This window comes from Streptomyces sp. NPDC041970, from assembly GCF_055588985.1.
In genome coordinates, this window is record NZ_JBVJCD010000089.1 from 1 (window position 1) to 17978 (window position 17978).

The 17978-nt window shown below is 77.4% G+C and carries 11 protein-coding genes; 5 read left to right on the forward strand and 6 right to left on the reverse strand.

Annotated elements, in window-relative coordinates; all coding sequences use genetic code 11:
- Positions 1-137: 137 nt before the first annotated feature.
- Positions 138-731: a hypothetical protein gene (locus ACZ6EJ_RS26675; RefSeq protein WP_469270664.1), complete on the reverse strand. Its 594-nt coding sequence runs from the start codon at positions 729-731 to the stop codon at positions 138-140.
- Positions 732-1032: 301 nt separating this feature from the next.
- Between ACZ6EJ_RS26675 and ACZ6EJ_RS26680 the strand changes: the two genes are divergently transcribed.
- From ACZ6EJ_RS26680 to ACZ6EJ_RS26690, 3 genes are all read left to right on the forward strand, one after another.
- Positions 1033-1863 (forward strand): short-chain dehydrogenase/reductase, encoded by an 831-nt coding sequence (locus tag ACZ6EJ_RS26680; protein WP_469270665.1) that lies wholly within the window; start codon positions 1033-1035, stop codon positions 1861-1863.
- Positions 1864-1985: 122 nt separating this feature from the next.
- Positions 1986-3212, forward strand: coding sequence for a lycopene cyclase family protein (locus tag ACZ6EJ_RS26685; protein WP_469270666.1), 1227 nt, complete (start codon positions 1986-1988; stop codon positions 3210-3212).
- A 67-nt stretch (positions 3213-3279) separates the two neighbouring features.
- Complete coding sequence (locus tag ACZ6EJ_RS26690; RefSeq protein WP_469270667.1) at positions 3280-4815, forward strand: FAD-dependent oxidoreductase; 1536 nt, start codon at positions 3280-3282, stop codon at positions 4813-4815.
- Between the two features lie 45 nt (positions 4816-4860).
- Here the strand turns inward: ACZ6EJ_RS26690 and ACZ6EJ_RS26695 are convergent, their stop codons facing one another.
- The 4 genes from ACZ6EJ_RS26695 to ACZ6EJ_RS26710 are packed head-to-tail and all read right to left on the reverse strand — an operon-like array spanning position 4861 to position 9662.
- Positions 4861-5877 (reverse strand): DUF5914 domain-containing protein, encoded by a 1017-nt coding sequence (locus ACZ6EJ_RS26695; RefSeq protein WP_469270669.1) that lies wholly within the window; start codon positions 5875-5877, stop codon positions 4861-4863.
- Entirely contained in the window at positions 5874-6896 is a 1023-nt protein-coding gene (locus ACZ6EJ_RS26700; protein WP_469270670.1) for a phytoene/squalene synthase family protein, read from the reverse strand. Before ACZ6EJ_RS26700 ends, ACZ6EJ_RS26695 begins: the two co-directional genes overlap by 4 nt.
- 13 nt (positions 6897-6909) lie before the next feature.
- Positions 6910-8421 (reverse strand): phytoene desaturase, encoded by a 1512-nt coding sequence (locus tag ACZ6EJ_RS26705; protein ID WP_469270671.1) that lies wholly within the window; start codon positions 8419-8421, stop codon positions 6910-6912.
- A complete protein-coding gene (locus ACZ6EJ_RS26710) occupies positions 8418-9662 on the reverse strand; it encodes a polyprenyl synthetase family protein (RefSeq protein WP_469270672.1) in 1245 nt (414 codons plus the stop codon). The genes ACZ6EJ_RS26705 and ACZ6EJ_RS26710 overlap by 4 nt, the downstream gene beginning before the upstream one ends.
- Positions 9663-10026: 364 nt before the next feature.
- Between ACZ6EJ_RS26710 and ACZ6EJ_RS26715 the strand changes: the two genes are divergently transcribed.
- A complete protein-coding gene (locus ACZ6EJ_RS26715; protein ID WP_469270673.1) occupies positions 10027-10293 on the forward strand; it encodes a GlsB/YeaQ/YmgE family stress response membrane protein in 267 nt (88 codons plus the stop codon).
- Positions 10294-10384: 91 nt separating this feature from the next.
- Here the strand turns inward: ACZ6EJ_RS26715 and ACZ6EJ_RS26720 are convergent, their stop codons facing one another.
- Positions 10385-13723: a S8 family peptidase gene (locus tag ACZ6EJ_RS26720; protein ID WP_469270675.1), complete on the reverse strand. Its 3339-nt coding sequence runs from the start codon at positions 13721-13723 to the stop codon at positions 10385-10387.
- 287 nt (positions 13724-14010) lie between these two features.
- On the opposite strand from ACZ6EJ_RS26720, the gene ACZ6EJ_RS26725 reads away from it, so the two are divergent.
- Positions 14011-17829 carry an nSTAND1 domain-containing NTPase gene (locus ACZ6EJ_RS26725; RefSeq protein ID WP_469270676.1) on the forward strand — a complete coding sequence of 1273 codons (3819 nt, stop codon included), beginning with the start codon at positions 14011-14013 and terminating at the stop codon, positions 17827-17829.
- The last annotated feature ends 149 nt before the right edge of the window (positions 17830-17978 follow it).

The following is a 17978-nucleotide window of genomic DNA, read 5'->3' on the forward strand; positions in this document are numbered from 1 at the left end:
CTCTTCTGAACTGACAGGTCAGGCACCCGCAGAGGGACGTCAAGCGACAGGCCCGGGGGGGGGGGGGGGGGGGGGGGGGGGGGGAAAGGGGGGGGGGGGGGGGGCCCCCCCCCCCCCGCCGCCGGCGACGGCCGGTGCTACGCGGCGCCATCGGCACGGCGGCGGGCGGCGCGGCGGGTGAGGAGCAGGGCGACCGCTCCGATGCCGCCGGCGGCCAGCGCGGAGGTCGTCCCGACCGACATGCCGCCGCCGGAGGTGGTGCCGCTCTCGACGGCCGGGACGCCGCCGCCGCCCGCGGGGACGCCCCCGGTGGGGCGGCAGTCCACGGTGAAGACCTTCTGCTTCGGGACGCCGCCGGGGAACGTCCAGGTCACCTGGTACTCGCCGTTGGGCAGCGAGTAGTCCTGGGAGTGCCCGAGGCCCGCGGTCAGGGCCACGGCGGCGGTGAGCGTGGGGCGGGTCGGGGTCGGCGGCTTCGGGGCGACGGTGATGTTGACCAGCGGGACCGTCTCGAAGTTGACCGCGGACAGGTTGAAGCGGCAGACCTTCTTCTCGTCGCGGGAGTCGTCGTACGGCGTGCCCGCCTTGTGGACCTTGACGTCTCCGCTGTCCCCGGGGGCGGCGAGGGCGGGGGACGCACCGGCGAGGGAGCCGCCCGTGATCGCGAGGGCGGCCAGGGCGGCCGCGCCGATACGGAGAGCGGTCGGGCGCGGGGAGAGGGGCGTAACCATGGCTACTCCTGTGAATCGAAGTGATTGTCGTACAAATCGGTGCGACGGTTTCAGACGTCCCACGTACGAAAGCTGATAAACGGCCCATAACCCGACACGCCGTCATAATGAAGCGACTGGAGCAGTTCTGACAGCCCATGACGTAGCACTGACCTCGTGCGCGGTGAGGGACCCGCGGCGCGGCGCCGTCGGCGGCGCGCCGTCCGGGCACGCCGTCCGGGAAGCCTGGCTTCCGACCGATCTGCCGTGAGGAGTTCCGGTGAGGAGTGACCCGTGCGTTCTGCGAGGCCGTACCGCTGTCGTGACCGGCGCCGCGCGAGGCGTGGGCGAGGCGGTCGCGCGGCGGCTGGCCGCCCGAGGAGCCCGCGTGGCGCTGCTGGGGCTGGAGGAGGACAGGCTCGCCGAGGTGGCGGCCGCCCTTCCCGCCCCGTCGTGGCACTGGCCTGTGGACGTGACCGACGACGCGGCCATGGCGGCGGTGGCCTCGGCGGTCCGGGAACGGCTGGGCCCCGCGTCCGTCGTGGTGGCCAACGCCGGGGTCTCCGAGGGCGGAGCGTTCGCCGTCTCCGATCCCCGAACCTGGCGCCGGGTGATCGAGGTCAACCTGGTGGGCAGTGCCGTCACCGCGCGGGTGTTCCTGCCCCATCTGCTGGACACCGGCGGCTACTACCTCCAGATCGCCTCCCTGGCGTCCGTCGACGCGGTGCCGCTGATGAGCGCCTACTGCGCGTCCAAGGCGGGGGCGGAGTCCTTCGCCCAGTCGCTCCGCGCCGAGCTGGCCCCCCGCGGCGTCGGCGTGGGCACGGCCTACCTGAACTGGACCGGCACCGACATGATCCGCGACGCCGACCGGCACGCGGCGCTGCGGGACCTGCGGGCGGACATGCCCGCGCCCGCCCGCGGCGTCCAGCCGGTCGGCCACGTCGCCGACCGGCTGGTGCGGGCCGTCGAACGCCGTGCGCCCACCGTGTACGTCCCCCCGTGGCTGCGCGGCGTCCAGGCGGTTCGGGGCTTCCTGCCGGGGCTGGTCGTGCGGCGCTCCCGGCGGTCGCTGACGCGCACGCAGTTCTCGGTGACCGGTCTGCTGGGCGCGGGCGGGCGTGCCGCCTCCGAGGGCGACCGCGGCCGCTGACGGGCGCGGAAGGCGGGAATCCGCCGCTCGCGCGACCCGCCGGGACGCGGGCGCGTCGCAGCCCGCGGGCGGGGCGGGCGGTGCGCGAGGATCGGTGTCCGCCCACCGGAGAGGGGAGAGCCGTGGCCGACGTCGTCATCGTGGGCGCGGGGGCGGCCGGGCTGTCCCTCGCGTACCGCCTGTGCGCGCCCGACGCCCCCGCGGCGCTGTCGGTCGTCCTGGTCGACGCCCCGCCGGGTCCCCTGCGTCCGCCCCCGCGGACCTGGTGCTTCTGGGAGCCGCCCGGCGGGGCCTACGACTCCGTCCTCGCCGCCTCCTGGCCCCGGCTGCGGGTGCGGGGCGCGGACGGCGCGGCCACCGAGGTCCGGTGCGCCCCCTTCCGGTACAAGATGCTGCGGTCGGACGCCTTCGAGGCGCACGTGCGGCGGCGCCTGTCCCGCGCCCCCGGATTCCGCCGCGTCGAGGCGACCGTGACCGGCGTCCGCTCCACCGCGCACGGCGGCGAGGTCCTCGCGTACGACCGGCGGGGGGCCGGCCTGGTCCTCCGCGGCCGCCAGGTCTTCGACTCGCGGCCGCCCCCGCGCCTGCCGCCGGCGCGGACGACCCTCCTCCAGCACTTCACCGGATGGTTCGTCCGCACCGAGGGCCCCGTCTTCGACCCGGCCGCCGCCGAGCTGATGGACTTCCGCACCCGGCAGCCCGATCGGGGGCTCTCGTTCGGCTACGTGCTGCCGCTCGGGCCCGACACCGCCCTGGTGGAGTACACCGAGTTCTCCCGCGCCGTCCTGGACGCGGAGGGCTACCGGCGCGCGCTGGAGCACTACACCCGCGATGTGCTGGGGCTGGGCGCGTTCCGGGTGACCGGGCGGGAGCGGGGGGTCATCCCCATGACGGACGGCCGCTTCCCCCGCCGCGAGGGCCCGTCCGTGTTCCGCATCGGCGTCGGCGGAGGCGCTTCCCGCCCCTCGACCGGCTACACGTTCGCGGCCGTGCAGCGGCAGAGCCGGGCCATCGCCGACCGGGTCCGCGCCGGCCGCCCGGCGCGGACCCCGGCGCCCCACGGCCCGTGGACGCGCGCCATGGACGCCGTCGTGCTGCGGGCCCTGGACAGCGGCCGGGTGGACGGGCCGGCGTTCTTCACCCGCCTCTTCCGCGACGTCCCCGGCGACCGGCTCCTCCGCTTCCTCGACGGCGGCTCACGCCTCCACGAGGACCTGCTGATCGGTCTGCGGACCCCGGTCGCGCCGATGCTGCGCACGGCCCTCGAACTGCCCTTCCTCCGCAGGCGGACACCGGCCGCCGAGACCCCTCCCCCGCCGACCGCACCCGAGGAGAGCCGCGTCCCATGACCCCGCCCGCGCCCTTCCGCCACGTAACCCCCGTACGCCCGCCCGCCCGCGCGGCCCGGAGGCGGGCATGACGGGGCGGCGGGGCCGCGACCGCCTGGCCGCCGTCGTGGCCGGGCCGCGGGGCCGGGCCCGGTTCGGCGGCCAGGCGCCCCGCGTGGCGGTCGTCGGCGGGGGCGTCGCCGGGGTCGCGGCGGCCACGCTCCTCGCGGAGCGGGGTGCGCACGTGACCCTGTACGAGAGCGAGCCGCAGCTCGGCGGGCGGCTGGCGGGGTGGCCGGTCCGGCTCGCCGACGGCACGACGGCGACCATGAGCCGGGGCTTCCACGCGTTCTTCCGGCAGTACTACAACCTGCGCGGCCTGCTGCGCCGGGTGGACCCGGATCTGGAGAAGCTGACGCCGCTGCCGGACTACCCGCTGCGGCACAGCTCCGGCCTCTACGACAGCTTCGCCCGTGTGCCGCGCACCCCGCCCTTCAGCGCCCTCGGCTTCGTCGCGCGCAGCCCCTCCTTCGGGCCGCGGGACCTCCTGCGGATGCGCCCCCGCGCCGCGCTGCCCCTGCTGGACGTGCGGGTGCCCGAGATCTACGACCGGCTCGACGGCACCAGCGCCCACGACTACCTGAACCGCGTCGGCTTCCCGGAGGCCGCCCGCCATCTGGCCTTCGAGGTGTTCTCCCGCAGCTTCTTCGCCGATCCGCGCGCGCTGTCCGCGGCGGAACTGGCCCTGATGTTCCACATCTACTTCCTCGGCTCCGCCGAAGGGCTGCTCTTCGACGTCCCCGCCGAGCCGTTCCCCACGGCCCTGTGGGACCCGCTGCGGCACTACCTGGAGAGCCACCGCGCCCGTGTGCGCACCGGCGAGCCGGTGCGGCGGGCCGCCCCGCGCACCGGAGGCGGCCTGGACGTCACCACCGACGAGGGCACCGCGCGGTACGACGCGCTCGTCCTGGCCCCGGACGGCGGCGGCCTGCGCCGGGTCGTCGCCGCCTCGCCCGAGCTGGGCGACGCGCGGTGGCGCTCGCGGATCGCCCGGCTGCGCACCGCGCCGCCGTTCCTGGTGTCGCGCCTGTGGCTGGACCGGCCCGTGGCGGCCGGGCGGCCGGGGTTCCTCGGGACCAGCGGCTACGGTCCGCTGGACAACGTGAGCGTCCTCAGCCGCTGGGAGGGCGAAGCGGCCCGGTGGGCGCGCCGCACCAGGGGGTCGGTGATCGAGCTGCACGCCTACGCCGTCGCCCCGGACGCGGACCGGGCCGCCGTGCAGAGCGCCGTACTGCGGCAGTTGCACCGGGTCTACCCGGAGACGCGCAGCGCGCGCCTGGTGGACGAGCGCCACGAGTGGCGGGCGGACTGCCCGATGTTCCCGGTCGGCGGGTACCGCGACCGGCCGGGCACGCGCACCCCCGACCCGGCCGTCACGGTGGCCGGGGACCTGGTGCGCACCGGGCTGCCCACGGCTCTGATGGAGCGGGCCGCCACCAGCGGGTTCCTGGCCGCGAACGCCCTGCTGGAGGGCTGGGGCGTACGCGGGCAGACGCTGTGGACCGTGCCGCGGACCGGCCGCTCGCCCCTGCTGCGCCGGCTCGCCGCGCTCGCCGACGGCTGACCGGCCGCCCGGCGCGGCGGCCGGGGCGCGGGGGTGCGCGCGGCGTCAGCCGGGGAAGCGTCCGGACGCGCGCAGGTCCCGGCGCCTCTCGGCGTACGCCAGGTCGTCCCGCCACAGCCGGGCCGCCGAGGCCCGCACCAGGGGGCGCAGCAGCGGCGCGGCCGCCCGCGCGAGGGCGAAGCCCCGCCGGTCGGACACCGCGACCACGGCCTCGGTGACGGCCGTGCGCGGCCGCCCCCGGTCGTCCGGGCCGAGGGGGGTGGCGTGCGTCTCCACGACCGAGCCCTCGCCCTCGCCCTCGATGACGCGCATGAGGACCGTACGGGGTTCGGGCGCGGTGAACCGGGCGCGGACCGGCACCACCACGCGCCCCGCCACCTTGAAGGAGACGTCGACGGTGAACCCGTCGTCGTCCGGCGTCCGCTCGTCCGGCGTCGCGGTCACCGCCAGGTCGGCGAAGGCGTAGGGGTGGAACCACGCGCCGTGCCACGGGTCGAGGCGGTTGGCCACGACGTCTTCCGGGTCGCAGCGGCCCACCCCCTCGTACACCGCGTCGACGGCGCCCCCCGTCCGGGGCCTCGGCGGCAGGTAGGGCCGGTCGGACGGGCGTTCGCCGCCCACCGCGTCCAGCCGGGCCCACAGCAGGATGCCGTCGTCGAGGGCCGGGTAGGGCTCCCACCCGGCGAACGGCCCGCCGTCCAGGGTCATCCCGTGCCAGTGGCAGACCAGGGCCCCGCAGCGCACGGGGCTGTCCTTCAACGGCGCCCCGAGGTGCGGGCAGGCGCCCGGACCGGCCCGCAGCAGGCCGTCGGCGCCGCGCCAGGCCACCACCTCGACGCCCGCGACGGTGGTCCCGACCGACCGGCCCGGCGGCAGGTTCCGGGAGGCGCCGATGACGTACCAGTTGCCCGAGGGGCGGTCGCGGGCCCGCTTCAGGGCCCCGGCGATCACGCCCGGCTCGGCCTCGCGCCAGGTGGGCGCCTGCCGCTCCCACGCGACGGGGTCCCGGCGCAGCCTCAGCGGGAGGCGGGCGCGGCCGGTCCGCCGCCGGGCGGCGCTCACGCCGCACGCTCGCGGACCGGGCGGGCGCGGCCGGTTCCGGGCGGCCCGGAGCGGCGGTGCTCCCCCGCCCCCGCCGACGCCGCGCGTGGGCGCCCCGCGCGGGCGGCGAGCGCCCGCGCCAGCCCGTCGAACGCGACGGCCGCGCGCCGCCTGCGCGGGACCACCGCGCGCCGGTGCAGGACGGCGTACCCGTCCGCCTCGATCGCGTCGAGGATGCCGCTGTAGAGCACGAACGCCGTGCGGATGCACGGCCGGGACACCGGGTCGAGCATGGTCAGGCCCGGCAGCGCCCGGCGGTACACCGCGCGGGTGTGCGCCGCGCCGGCCCGCAGCACGTCGGTGATCCGGGGGTCGCGGGCTCCGGTGCGCCGGCTCCACTCGAACAGCTCCCGGTCCGCCCCGTGCGCGGCCAGCAGGTCGGCGGGCAGGTACAGCCGGCCCCGGTCGAGGTCCTCGCCCACGTCCCGCAGGAAGTTGGTGAGCTGGAAGGCGACCCCCAGCGCCGCCGCGTGCGGCGCGGCCTCGTCCCTGGGGACCACCGTGCCGAGCACCGGCAGCATCTGCAGGCCGATCACCGCGGCCGACCCGTGCGTGTAGCGGCCCAGCGCCTCGTACGAGGCGTAGCCGCCGACCGTCAGGTCGCTGCGCATGGAGGCCAGGAAGTCCGCGAAGTGCCGGTGGTCGATGGCGTACCGGGAGGCGGTGTCGGCCAGGGCGAGGATCACCGGTTCCGTGGCCCCGCCCCGCCGCAGGCCCGTCTCCAACTGGGCCTCCAGCGCGAGGAGGGCGCGGGACCGGTCCGCCGGGGCGGCCCCGTCCTCCAGGTCGTCCACGATGTCGTCGGCCCACCGCGCGAAGCCGTACAGCGCGTGGACGGCGGGCCGCCGGTCCGGCGGGAGGAGCCGCGTCGCCAGGAAGTAGGTCCTGCCGTGGCGCGCGTTGAGCCCTCGGCAGCGGGCGTACGCCGCTCGCAGGGCGGGGTCGTGGATGCCTGCTGCGTCGAGTTCACGGCCGGTCATACGAAGGTGCCTCTCACGAGGGGGCGCGGCGCGCGGTCCGGGAGAGGCGGGGCCCGGTGATCCTCTCCGCCGCCAGCTTCCCCGAGATCAGGACGGTCGGCACGCCGACGCCCGGCGTGGTGCCGCAGCCCGCCAGGACGGCGTTGGCCGTGCCGCGCACGAGGTTGCGGGGGCGGAAGGGGCCGGTCTGGGGGAACGTGTGGGCCACGGAGAACGGGGTGCCCGCCGTGTGGCCCCGCGCGGTCCAGTCGGCGGGGGTGACCAGCCCTTCCTCCTCGATGGCCGCGCCGAGTCCGGGCATCTCCCGGCGCTCCAGCTCCGCCAGCAGCGCGTCCCGGTAGCGGGGGCCCAGCTCCCGCCAGCACGCGGTGTCCGGTCCGATCTCCGTGTTGGGGCAGGGGGCCAGCACGTAGTGCAGGTGTTTGCCCGGCGGGGCGAGGGCGGGGTCGGTCGCGGTGGGCCGGGTGATGAGCAGCGAGGGGTCGGACATCAGCGTGCCGGTCCGGGTGAGCTCGCGGAAGGTGCTCCGCCAGGCCGCACCGAACGAGAGGGTGTGGTGCGCCAGCTCCGGCCAGGTGCGGTCCGTCCCCGCGTGCAGGACCACCGCCGACGGGGAGTGCCGCAGCGCGAGGGGGCGGCGGGGGGCGCGCCCCAGCAGCCGGTAGCAGACGGGCAGGTCGGCGGTGAGGACCACGGCGTCGCAGGGGACGCGCTCGTGGTCGGTGACGACGGCGGTGACGCGTTCGCCCGATCGCTCCAGACGGGTGACGGTGCGGCCGTAGCGGAGGTCGGCGCCGGCTTCGGCGGCCGACCGCGCCAGGGCGCGGGGCAGGGCGTGCATCCCTCCGCGCGGGAAGTGGACGCCGCCGACCGTGTCCATGTAGGCGATGACGGCGTAGGCGGCCAGGGCGCGGGCCGGCGGGACACCGGCGTACAGGGCCTGGAAGGAGAAGACGCGGCGGAGCCGTTCGTCCGAGACGAAGCTTCCGATCCGCGCGTCCAGGCGGCCGAACCCGCCGAGGGCGGCGAGCCGTGCGAGGTCGGGGTGGAGGAGTTGGCGGGGCGAGTCGAAGTTGGCGTCGATGAAGCGGCGCATCTGCGCCTGGTACAGGCGCTCCAGCCAGCGCCGCAGCCGCCGGTATCCGGCCGCCTGCCGGGCCCCGGCGAACTCCTCGACCGCCGCCTCCATCGCGGCCCCGTCGGTGTGGACGTCCAGCCGGCTGCCGTCGGCGAACCGCGCCCGGTACGCCGGTTCCAGCCGGATCAGCTCCAGCCGGTCGGCCATCTCGTGGCCCACCGCCGCGAACGCCTCCTCCACCAGCTCCGGCATGGTCAGCACGGTCGGGCCGGTGTCGATGCGGAAGCCGCCCCGCTCCAGGAGGCCCGCCCGGCCACCGGGGACCGCGTCCCGCTCGACCACGGTGACCCGGCGGCCGGCGCCGAGGAGGTGCAGCGAGGCCGCGAGCCCCGCCAGTCCCGCGCCGACCACCACCACATGGTCGGTGGGCCCTGCGACCGTGATCATCCGGCGATCCCTCCTCCGTCCCGGTCGGGGCCCCGGTACGGGCCGGCCGACGGCGCCCCGGAGAGCGTGCGCAGCAGGCCGAGCAGTCGGCGTCCGCCGTGCGCGTGGACGTCGACGGCCCCGGCCAGACCCCGCAGGGCGTGTTCGACGAGGCGGTCCGCCGTACGCTCCACGCGGGCCCGCGCGCCGCTCGCGTCGAGGACGGCGCGCACGGCGTCCAGGCCGTGCCGGGTCAGTTCGGCGTCCCCCACGGCCCGGTCGAGGACGGCCAGCGCCGCCCGGTCGCCCGCGGCCGTGAGGCGGGTGCGCGCGAGGGCCAGCAGGTAGGTGGGCTTGCCCTCGCGGATGTCGTCGCCGGAGGGCTTTCCGGTCCGCTCCGGGTCCCCGAAGACGCCGAGGAGGTCGTCGCGGAGCTGGAAGGCGATGCCCGCCCGGCGTCCGGCCGCGCACAGGGCCGCGGTGGTGCGCTGGTCCGCACCGGCGAGGGCCGCCCCGAGCGCGAGCGGGCGCTCCACGGAGTACAGGGCGCTCTTGAGGCAGGCGGTCCGCATCGCCCGGGCGGGGGAGCCGCCCCCGGTGGCCTGGCCGCGCAGCTCCAGGTACTGCCCGGCGACCATCTCGGTCCTCATGGCGCGCCACAGGGCCCGGACCCGGCGCTGCGCGGGGGCGGCCGGCTCCAGCTCCGCGACCGTGTCGTCGGCCCAGGCCAGGGCGAGGTCCCCGGCCAGTACGGCGGCCGAGGCGCCGAACGAGGCGGCCCGCTCGGAGTCGGGCGGGAGGCCGGACCGGGCGGCCAGGGCGATGTGCGCGGCGGGCCTGCCCCGGCGCACCCGCGAGCGGTCCATCACGTCGTCGTGGATCAGCGCGCAGGTCTGGATGAGTTCCAGGGCGACGCCGAGCCGCAGGGCGGCCTCGACCGGGGCGGGGTCCGGGCCGCCGCAGGCCCGCATCGCCCACCACAGCAGCCGGGGACGGAGCCGCTTGCCGCCGTTCAGCGTGAAGTCGGCGACCCGCCGGGCCAGGTCGTGCGCGAAGGCGGGGTCCAGCTCCGCCGCCTCCCGGACCCGTTCCGCCAGGATCGTCCGGCCCCGGCTCAGCACGGCCCCGACCACGTCGGCGTCGACGGCGGCGGGCGGCGGCGACTCGGCCGCGGGCGTGCCGGGGCCGGGGGGCGCGGGCTCGGCGCCCGCCGCGGGGGGCCGCTCCTCGAAGGGGTGGTGCACGGCCTGGCCGCCGGTCATCTCACGTCCTTCCGGTGGAGGCGCCGAACCCGTTCGCGGTCCGTGCGGGGCGGACAGTCAGAGACGATCACGGCGGGGGCGCGCTCCGGGGGGTGAAACACCCGGACGCCCGCCTCCCCGCCCGTTCGGCCCACGCGGGCGCGGGCGTCCGGGGGCCGTGTCCGGCCGGCGGAGCCGCCGGTGTGAAAGGCCGGTGCAGAACGTCTGTGTGAAATGCGCGGGTCCGGGTACTCGCGGCCTGTGGGTCCGGGAACCGGGCACGACCGCCCGGCCCCCGGCAACAGCAGTGACGACCTCGTGCACACAACCCGTCGCCGGCCGCTTCTCCACCCACCGGTGCGGCGACGAAAGAAAGGACGCTTCCGTGGGCATCATCGCCTGGATCCTGATCGGCATCATCGCCGGCGCCATCGCCAAGGCGCTGACCCCCGGCAAAGACCCCGGTGGCTGCCTCGTGACCATGCTCATCGGCATCGTCGGCGGTCTGCTCGGCGGTTGGCTGGGCAAGGTCATCTTCGGCGTCGACTCGATCAACGGCTTCTTCCACCTGTCGACGTGGATCGCGGCCATCGTGGGCTCGGTCATCGTGCTGCTGATCTACCGGCTGGTCACCGGGCGTCGCACCCACTGACCCCGCCGGACACCGGAACCGGGGCGCGTCCCGTACGCGCCCCGGTTCGGCATGTGCGGGGGCGTCCGGAGCCCTCGCACGGATCAGCGGGTCACCTTCCGCGGTACGCGTCGTGGATCTCCAGCGAGGAGCGGTTGCCCTGCTCGTCCACGACCAGGGCGCGGAGCGAGACGCCCCGGCCCCGGTCCGGGTTGCGGACCACGGCCTTGCCGTTCAGCACGGTCAGCGCCTTCCAGCTCGCGCCGCCGTCGTACGAGGCGTACGCGGTGAGCGACGCGAGGTTCCCGCCCGCCGCCGCGCCCTGCACCGTGAGGGGGACGAGTTGGAGCTGTCCGGCCGGAACGGTTCCGTCGAGGTCGACCGCCGCGCCGAAGACGACCGTGGAGGCGGGCAGCCGGGTCTCGGCCGCCGTCTCCTTCGAGCGGAACTCCCAGGTCGCTTCGGTACGGGTCGAGGCGGCCCCGGCCGCGGGGTCGCGGGTGACCGACGTGGACAGCCGGTACCGGGCGTCGCCGGCGGGCACCGTGAAGGGCGCGCCGCCGAGCGGCTCGTCGCTCTCGGCGACCTTGACGCCGTCGCGGTGGAGCGTGGTCAGCGCCGACGTGTGGCGGGTGCGGCCGGCGTGCCCGCGGCCGTCGGAGAAGAGCGGCACGTCACCGGAGATCGCGTCGCCGGTGCGGAAGATCCCGTACGGCGGGCTCAGCCGCGGACCGAAGACCGGCGCGTTGAAGACCTCGTGGTACGTCTGGCCGCCGCGGTACTCCGCGGGTCCGTCCGGTGCGAAGCTCGCCTCCGTCCGCCAGCCGTCCTCGCTCGGGGCCGACTGCTGGAAGCCCATGTCCCAGCGCGCCCGGTCGAGCGTCGACAGGTGGAGCGTGGCCTCGGCGGGAAGCTGCCGGGCGGGTGCGGGGAACGAGAAGAACATCGGCGGAGCGTCCGGGACCGCCGGCGAGGGGAAGAGGAAGCCGGACTTGCCGGGAGCGGACGCCCCGAGGCCCACGCGCACGGTGGCCAGGTCGTCCGGGGCGAGGTGGCGGGTGTACCCGGTGGTGAAGCTGTCCGCACGGCCGCCCAGGGCCACGTGGTAGTCCCGCGCACCGTTGGTCCACGCCCCCGACCAGAGCTGGGCGAGCCCGGTGGCGACCGGCGGGCCGATGTGCGCGGTGCGCAGACCGGCGAAGGACCGCAGGGAGAGGACGGAGGTCTGGCCGAACTCGCCCCGCGCGTAGGAGAGCATCGCGAGCGCGCCGTCGGGCTTCGCGTCGCGGTCCGGCACGGTGATGTCCACCGGCTTCGCGACCCGCGCGTCCAGGGTGACGGTCTGCGGCCCGGTGACGTTCAGGACCGGCTGGACCAGCCAGTTGGTGCCCGTCTCGGACTCGTCGACGTGGGACTCGAGGTAGTAGACGCCCTTCGGCAGGCGCGCCCGGGTCGTCCCGGAGGCGTCCGAGAGGTAGGCCTCCTGGCCGAACAGGCCCTCGGTGGAGCCCCGCACGACCGTGCCGTAGCTCGCGGCGGCCGCGCCGTCGCGGCCGATGTGGTCGAACGTCACGTCGTAGGACTCGGTCTCGCGCTCGACCACCGCCGGGACGCGCACGCTCTGGCCGCCGCCGGTGGCCAGGACCTGGACGGAGTACGTCCCGTCCAGCGTGCCGCCGAGCCGGGTGTCCGCCCTCAGATCGACGGAGGCGGAGCCGCCCGCGGGAACGGTCAGCCGGTCGGCGCCGAGGGTGAAGAACCCCTCGGGGGCGGGTTCGCCCCGCGGATCGCGGGCGTCGAGCGAGAGGGCGAGGGCGACCGGCTCGTCGCCCGTGTTGTGGTAGGTGCTCCTGCGGGTCTGGACCGGGTCGTCGCCGTGGGGCCACTGCGCGAGGTCGAAGCTCAGGCCGGCCGGCTGGGCGTAGACGGTCTGCCGCAGGGCGGCGTCGATCCGGACGCGGCCGGTTCCCCCCGCGAGGGGGCTGTCCGCGCCCTGCTGGGTCGATCCGGTGAGGGCGCCCTTGAGCTGGGCGTACGTCCACCGGGGGTTCTTCTGCTTGAGGATCGCGGCGGCGCCGGCTACGTGCGGGGTCGCCATCGACGTACCGGAGAGCGTCAGGTAGCCGTCGGGGTGCTGGCCCTGCTGGTCGGCGAGGGCGCTTCCGGGGGCGGCGGCCGCGGTGATGTCCACGCCGGGGGCGGTGACGTCGGGCTTGACTCCCCCGTCGCCGATGCGCGGGCCCCGGCTGGAGAAGTCGGCCAGGACGTCGTCGTCGTCCACGGCGCCGACGGTCAGGGCCGCCTCGGCGCTGCCGGGTGACTCCACCGTCGAGGCGCCGGGGCCGGAGTTGCCGGCCGCGACGGCGAACAGGACGCCCCGGTCGGCGGAGAGCCGGTCGATGGCCGCTTCCAGCGGGTCCACCTCGGGCGTGTCGGCGCTGCCGAGGCTCAGGTTGACGATGTCGGCGCCCTGGTCGACCGCCCATTCGATGCCCGCGAGGACACCGGAGTCGCTGCCGAAGCCGTCGTCGTCGAGCACCTTGCCGCTGAGGAGTTCCGCGCCGGGGGCGACGCCCCTGTGGGCTCCCTGGGACTTGACGCCCGATCCGGCGGCGATGGAGGCGACGTGGGTGCCGTGCCCCTGCCGGTCCTCGGCGTCCGCCGCCGTCGAGAAGTTCCGCTCGGCGACCACCTTGCCGGCGAGGTCGGGGTGGTCGGCGTCGACCCCCGTGTCCAGTACGGCGATGGTCACGCCCTTGCCGTCGTACCCCTCGGCCCACGCCTTCGGCGCGCCGGTCCGCGGCACGCTCGTGTCGAGGCCGGCCCTGCGCCCCCCGTCGAGCCAGATCCGGTCGACGCCGGGGGCGGCGACGGCGGCGCGCCGGGCGTCGGTGAGCGCGGACCACAGCGCCCCGGCGCCCTCGACGGGCGTCTGCACGGCTTCCGCGTTCAGCGCGGTGAACGTCCTGCGGACCGCGCTGCCCCCGGCCGCGCGCACGTCGGCGCGGGCGGTCGTCGCGGAGCCGCCGTACTGGACGATCACCTTGAGCCGGCCGTCCTGCGCGGCGCGGGTCTCGGGGCGGTTCAGCTCGGTCAGGTCGAACAGCCGCTGGTCGACCGTGCCCGCGGCGATCAGGCGTTCCGCGTCGGCGGGGACCGCGAGGGTGCGTCCGCCCATGACGCGTATCCACACGGGGATCTTCTCGCGGCCTTCGCCGTGCTCGACGCGGACGGGCTTGCCCGCGCCGTCGACGCTCACCCGGTCGCCGGTGATCAGCGTGATGTGCCGCAGGGGGCCGGCGGCGCTCTCCGCCCCGGCGGGGGCGGGAGCCCCGGCCGGGGCGGGCGCCGCCCCGGCGGGGGCGCCCAGGCCGGTGGCCAGGGTCGCGGCGGCCGTGGCGAGGGCGATGGCCCCCGTGCGCCGCCGGATGGGTCGTGCGGGTCTGGACAACTCGTCTCCTGGTGAGGGGGGGGTGAGACCCGCCCGTGCCGCCGCCTCTCCCGCTCCCCGCGCGGCGCGGATGCGGATGGGGCGAGGGCCCGTGGAACCGGCGGGCGGGGCTCGACGTGCGTTCCGCGTCGCCGCGGTGCTTGCCCGAGCAGTCCAGCGGTCCGCGCATTGTTCAGCAGCCCCTTTTCATGCCGCTGAACAACTCTTCTCGCAGGTGGGCGATGGGAGGCTTGGCAGGCAACGGTGTTCTGGCGGGGAAGGGCTTGGGTCGGTTGAGCGGGCGCGGTGTGGGAAGACCGGAGAAGGAACTCGATCCGCGGACCGGGCCGGTGCCCCGCTTCGCCTGCCGGCTGCGGGAGCTTCGCCGCGCGGCCGGGGGTCCGTCGTACCGGGAGATGGCCCGGCGCGCCGGGTACTCGGTGACCGCCCTCTCCCAGGCCGCCGCCGGGGCCAGACTGCCGTCCCTGCCCGTCGCCCTGGCGTACGTCGCCGCCTGCGGCGGGGACCCGCGGGAGTGGGAGCGCCGTTGGCGGGCCGCCGAGGCGGAGCACCTCGGCGAGCCGGCCGCCGGCGCCCGCGGCGGGGACGCCCCGCCCTACCGCGGCCTCGCCCGCTTCGAGCCGGAGGACGAGGAGGTGTTCTTCGGGCGGGGGCAGCTCACCGACGCGTTGGCGGACCTGGTCGCCGCCCACCGCTTCACCGTGGTCTGCGGCCCCTCGGGCAGCGGCAAGTCCTCCCTGCTGCGCGCCGGGCTCCTGCCCCGGCTGCGCCGGTCGCAGGCGCCGCTGCCGAGGGCCGCCGCCCTGCGGGTCCTCACTCCCGGCGCGCACCCGATGCGGACCCACGGAAGGCTGCTCGTCCCGGCCGAGGGGGCCGGTGAGACCTGGCTGGTCGTGGACCAGTTCGAGGAGTCGTTCACGCTCTGCGCCGACGCGCGGGAGCGGAACGACTTCATCGACGCCCTGCTGACGGCCCGTCGCGAGGAGAGCGGGCTGCGGGTGGTGCTGGGAGTGCGCGCCGACTTCTACGCCAGGTGCCTGGCCCACGCGGGGCTCGCCGCCGCCGTCAAGGAGGCCACCCTGCCGGTGGGCCCGTTGACCGCCGAGGAGCTGCGCCGGGCGATCGTGAAGCCCGCAGCGGCCCGCGGGCTGCTCGTCGAGCGGGCCCTGACCGCCCGTCTGCTGGAGGAGGTCGCCAACGAGCCCGGTTGCCTGCCCCTGCTCTCCCACGCCCTGCTGGAGACCTGGCGCCGCCGCCGGGGCCGCACCCTGACCCTGGAGGGCTACCACGCGGCGAGCGGGTTGCACGGAGCCATCGCCCAGACCGCCGAGGAGTTGTACGGCGGTCTGACCGCCCCCCAGGCCGAGGCCGCCCGCCGCATCCTGCTGAGCCTGGTCACTCCGGGGGACGGCGCCCCCGACACCCGCCGGCCGGTCAGCCGCTCGGAGATCGTCCACGCCGGGGCTGAGGCGGACGCGCGGGCGGTCCTGGACCGACTGGCCCGTGCCCGGCTCATCACCCTGGACCGGGACACCGTGGACCTGGCCCACGAGGCCCTGATCGTCGCCTGGCCGCGGCTGCGCGGCTGGATCGACGAGGACCGCGAGCGGTTGCGCCGGCACCGGCGGCTGGCCCAGGCGGCCGCCCACTGGCTGGCCCGCGGGCGGGACGCCGGGGCGCTGCTGCGCGGCGGCGAACTGGCCGAGGCCGAGCTGACGTTCGCCGCCGACCGGAGCCGGCGCGAGCTGGCGCCGCCGGTCCGGGCGTTCCTGCGGGCCAGCACGGCCGCCCACCGCCGGGCCCGGTGGGCGCGGCGGGCGGTCACCTCCGCGGTGGCGCTGCTCGTGGTCCTGGCCACCGTGGCCGGGGCCGCGGCCTGGCAGCAGGGCCGCGACGGCCAGCGGCAGCGCGAGGAGGCGGCCGCCCGCCGCGTGGCCGCGCTGGCTCGGGGCGTGCGCGCCTCCGATCCGGCTCTGGCGATGCGCCTGAGTCTGGCCGCGTGGGCGCTCAAGCGGACGACGGAGACGCGCTCGGCGCTGCTGGGGGCGTACGCGCAGCCGGAGGCGGACACCTACGACGTCCCGGACGAGGGCGACGCGGCGCTCCTCTCGGACGCGGCGCCGGTCCGCCTCAGCGCCGACGGCCGCACCGCGGTCTCCCTGGGCGGGTCGGGGGTGCGGGCGTGGGACGTCACGACGCGCCGGGCGGTCGGGCCGCGGATCGCGGTCCCGTACGACCAGCGGGTGAGCGGGGTGGCTCCCGACGGGCGCACCGTCCTCCTGGCGTCCCACCTCCCGAGCCCCGGCCGCCACGTCCGGGAATGGGACCTGGGGACCGGCGGACCGGTGGGACGCCCCCGGCGCACGGACAGGTCGGTGTACGGCTACACGCCGGACGGCCGCGCCGTCGTGGAGGTGCGGCTGGACGCGAGCGGGCGGGGCGGCCTCGGGCTCAGGGAGGTGCGCGGCGGCCGGCTGCTGCTGGAGCGGCCCACGGGGCGCGACCCGCGGTGGGCCGTCAGCCCGGACGGCCGCCTGCTGGCCCTGTGCGCGCGGGGCGCCGGCGGCGACGCGGCGCAGGCGGCCGCACCGCTCGAGGTCTGGGACGTCGCCGGCCGCCGGCGGCTGCCGGCGACGTGGGCCGGCGGCTGCGCCGCGGACGGCCTCCAGTTCACCGGGGCGGGCAGCACGCTGATGGCGCGGACCTCTGCCGGGCTGCGCTTCTGGGACCCGCTCACCGGGCGGGAGGGCGCGCCGATCCGCCACGCGGGCCTGACCGGGGCGACGGCCGGCCCCGACGGGCGGTTCCTCGTGGCGGCGGACAGCCGCGAGATCCTGCTCTGGCGGCTCGCCTCGCCCGGCACGCCGGTCTTCCGCTTCCCCCTGGCCAACGAGGCCGCCACCCAGCTCAGGATCGACGCCGAGGCCGGGGTGATCCGCTACGTGACCGAGCGCCACCGGGCGGACGCCGTCGTGCGCACGGTCTCCTACGGTCCGGCGGCGGCCGCCGACTGGAGCGGAGAGCCGGCTTCCCGGGGCGTGTTCAGCCGGGACGCGCGGACGGTGGCGGTCGACCGCCACCGGGACGGCGTGTCGTACGCCGAGGCGCACCGCGCCGCGGACGGCGCCCGCCTGGCCCGCACGCCGGGCGTGCGCTGCTCGGAGGGCGGTCCTCCCCGGGGGGCCGGCCACGAGTGCCACACCCTGTTCGCGCTGAGCCCCGACGGCCGGACCCTCGTCCACGGCCGGACGAGCCTGTACGGCGACGGGGAGCGCGCCGCCTACCGGCGCCTGACCCTGTGGGACGTGCGCGCCGACGCGCCCGTCCGGCCCTCGGCGCAGCCGCGCCCGCCCCACGCGGCCCAACCGCCCATGACGGGGCTCGGCTTCACCGAGGACGGGCGCTCGCTGCTGGTCAGCCGCTTCGGCCGGGACACCGTCGAGATCCGGGACATGTCCCGGCAGAGGCGGACCCGTGCCGCCGCACGGTCCGAGGGGCGCACCCCCGCCCCCGACTTCCTCCTCTCGCGGCCCAGCCCGCTGCTGGCGCGTCCCGGCGGCCGGCTGGCCGCCACCCCCGCGCACACCTTCGAGCTGCCCTCGGGCCGCGCCGCCTCGCGCCGCCTCGGCATGGACGCCACCAGCGTGCTCGCCTTCAGCCCGGACGGCGCGCACCTGGCGGTGGGCGACAGCGCGGGAGGGGTGACCCTGTGGGACGGCGGCCTCGCGCGGCGGCGCGGCGCGCTGCTGGGCACGCAGGAGGCCGCCCGCCGGGGCACGGTCGAGGCCGTCAGGGCGCTGGCCTTCTCGCCGGACGGGGCGACGCTGGCCGTGGGGGGCGACCGGGGGACCCTCCAGCTCTGGGACGCGGCGTCGGGCCAGCCGCTGGGCTCACCGCTGCCGACGCCGGGCGACGGCGTCGTCGCGGTGGCCTTCACCCCCGACGGCGGGGTCCTGCGCAGCGTGGGCGAGCACAGCGGCGTCCAGTCCCACGCGGTGGCCCCGGAGCGCCTGCGGGCGGCGGTGTGCCGGCGCGCGGGCGGCGGGCTCTCCCCGGACGACTGGCGCACCCACCTCCCGGACGTCCCGTTCCGGAAGGTCTGCTGACGGGGCGGGGCGGGGCAGCCGCGGCGGGGTGCCGCGCGGCCCTGCCGTCCGCGCCGGGGCCCGGGGGGGGGGGGGGGGGGGGGGGGGGGGGGGGGGGGGGGGGGGGGGGGGGGGGGGGGGGGGGGGGGGGGGGGGGGGGGGGGGGGGGG

Bases quoted from the DNA above. Each gene is read 5' to 3' on its own strand.
- ACZ6EJ_RS26675 (WP_469270664.1), bottom strand. From the start codon at position 731: ATGGTTACGCCCCTCTCCCCGCGCCCGACCGCTCTCCGTATCGGCGCG.
- ACZ6EJ_RS26690 (WP_469270667.1), top strand. From the start codon at position 3,280: ATGACGGGGCGGCGGGGCCGCGACCGCCTGGCCGCCGTCGTGGCCGGG.
- ACZ6EJ_RS26700 (WP_469270670.1), bottom strand. From the start codon at position 6,896: ATGACCGGCCGTGAACTCGACGCAGCAGGCATCCACGACCCCGCCCTG.
- ACZ6EJ_RS26705 (WP_469270671.1), bottom strand. From the start codon at position 8,421: ATGATCACGGTCGCAGGGCCCACCGACCATGTGGTGGTGGTCGGCGCG.
- ACZ6EJ_RS26710 (WP_469270672.1), bottom strand. From the start codon at position 9,662: ATGACCGGCGGCCAGGCCGTGCACCACCCCTTCGAGGAGCGGCCCCCC.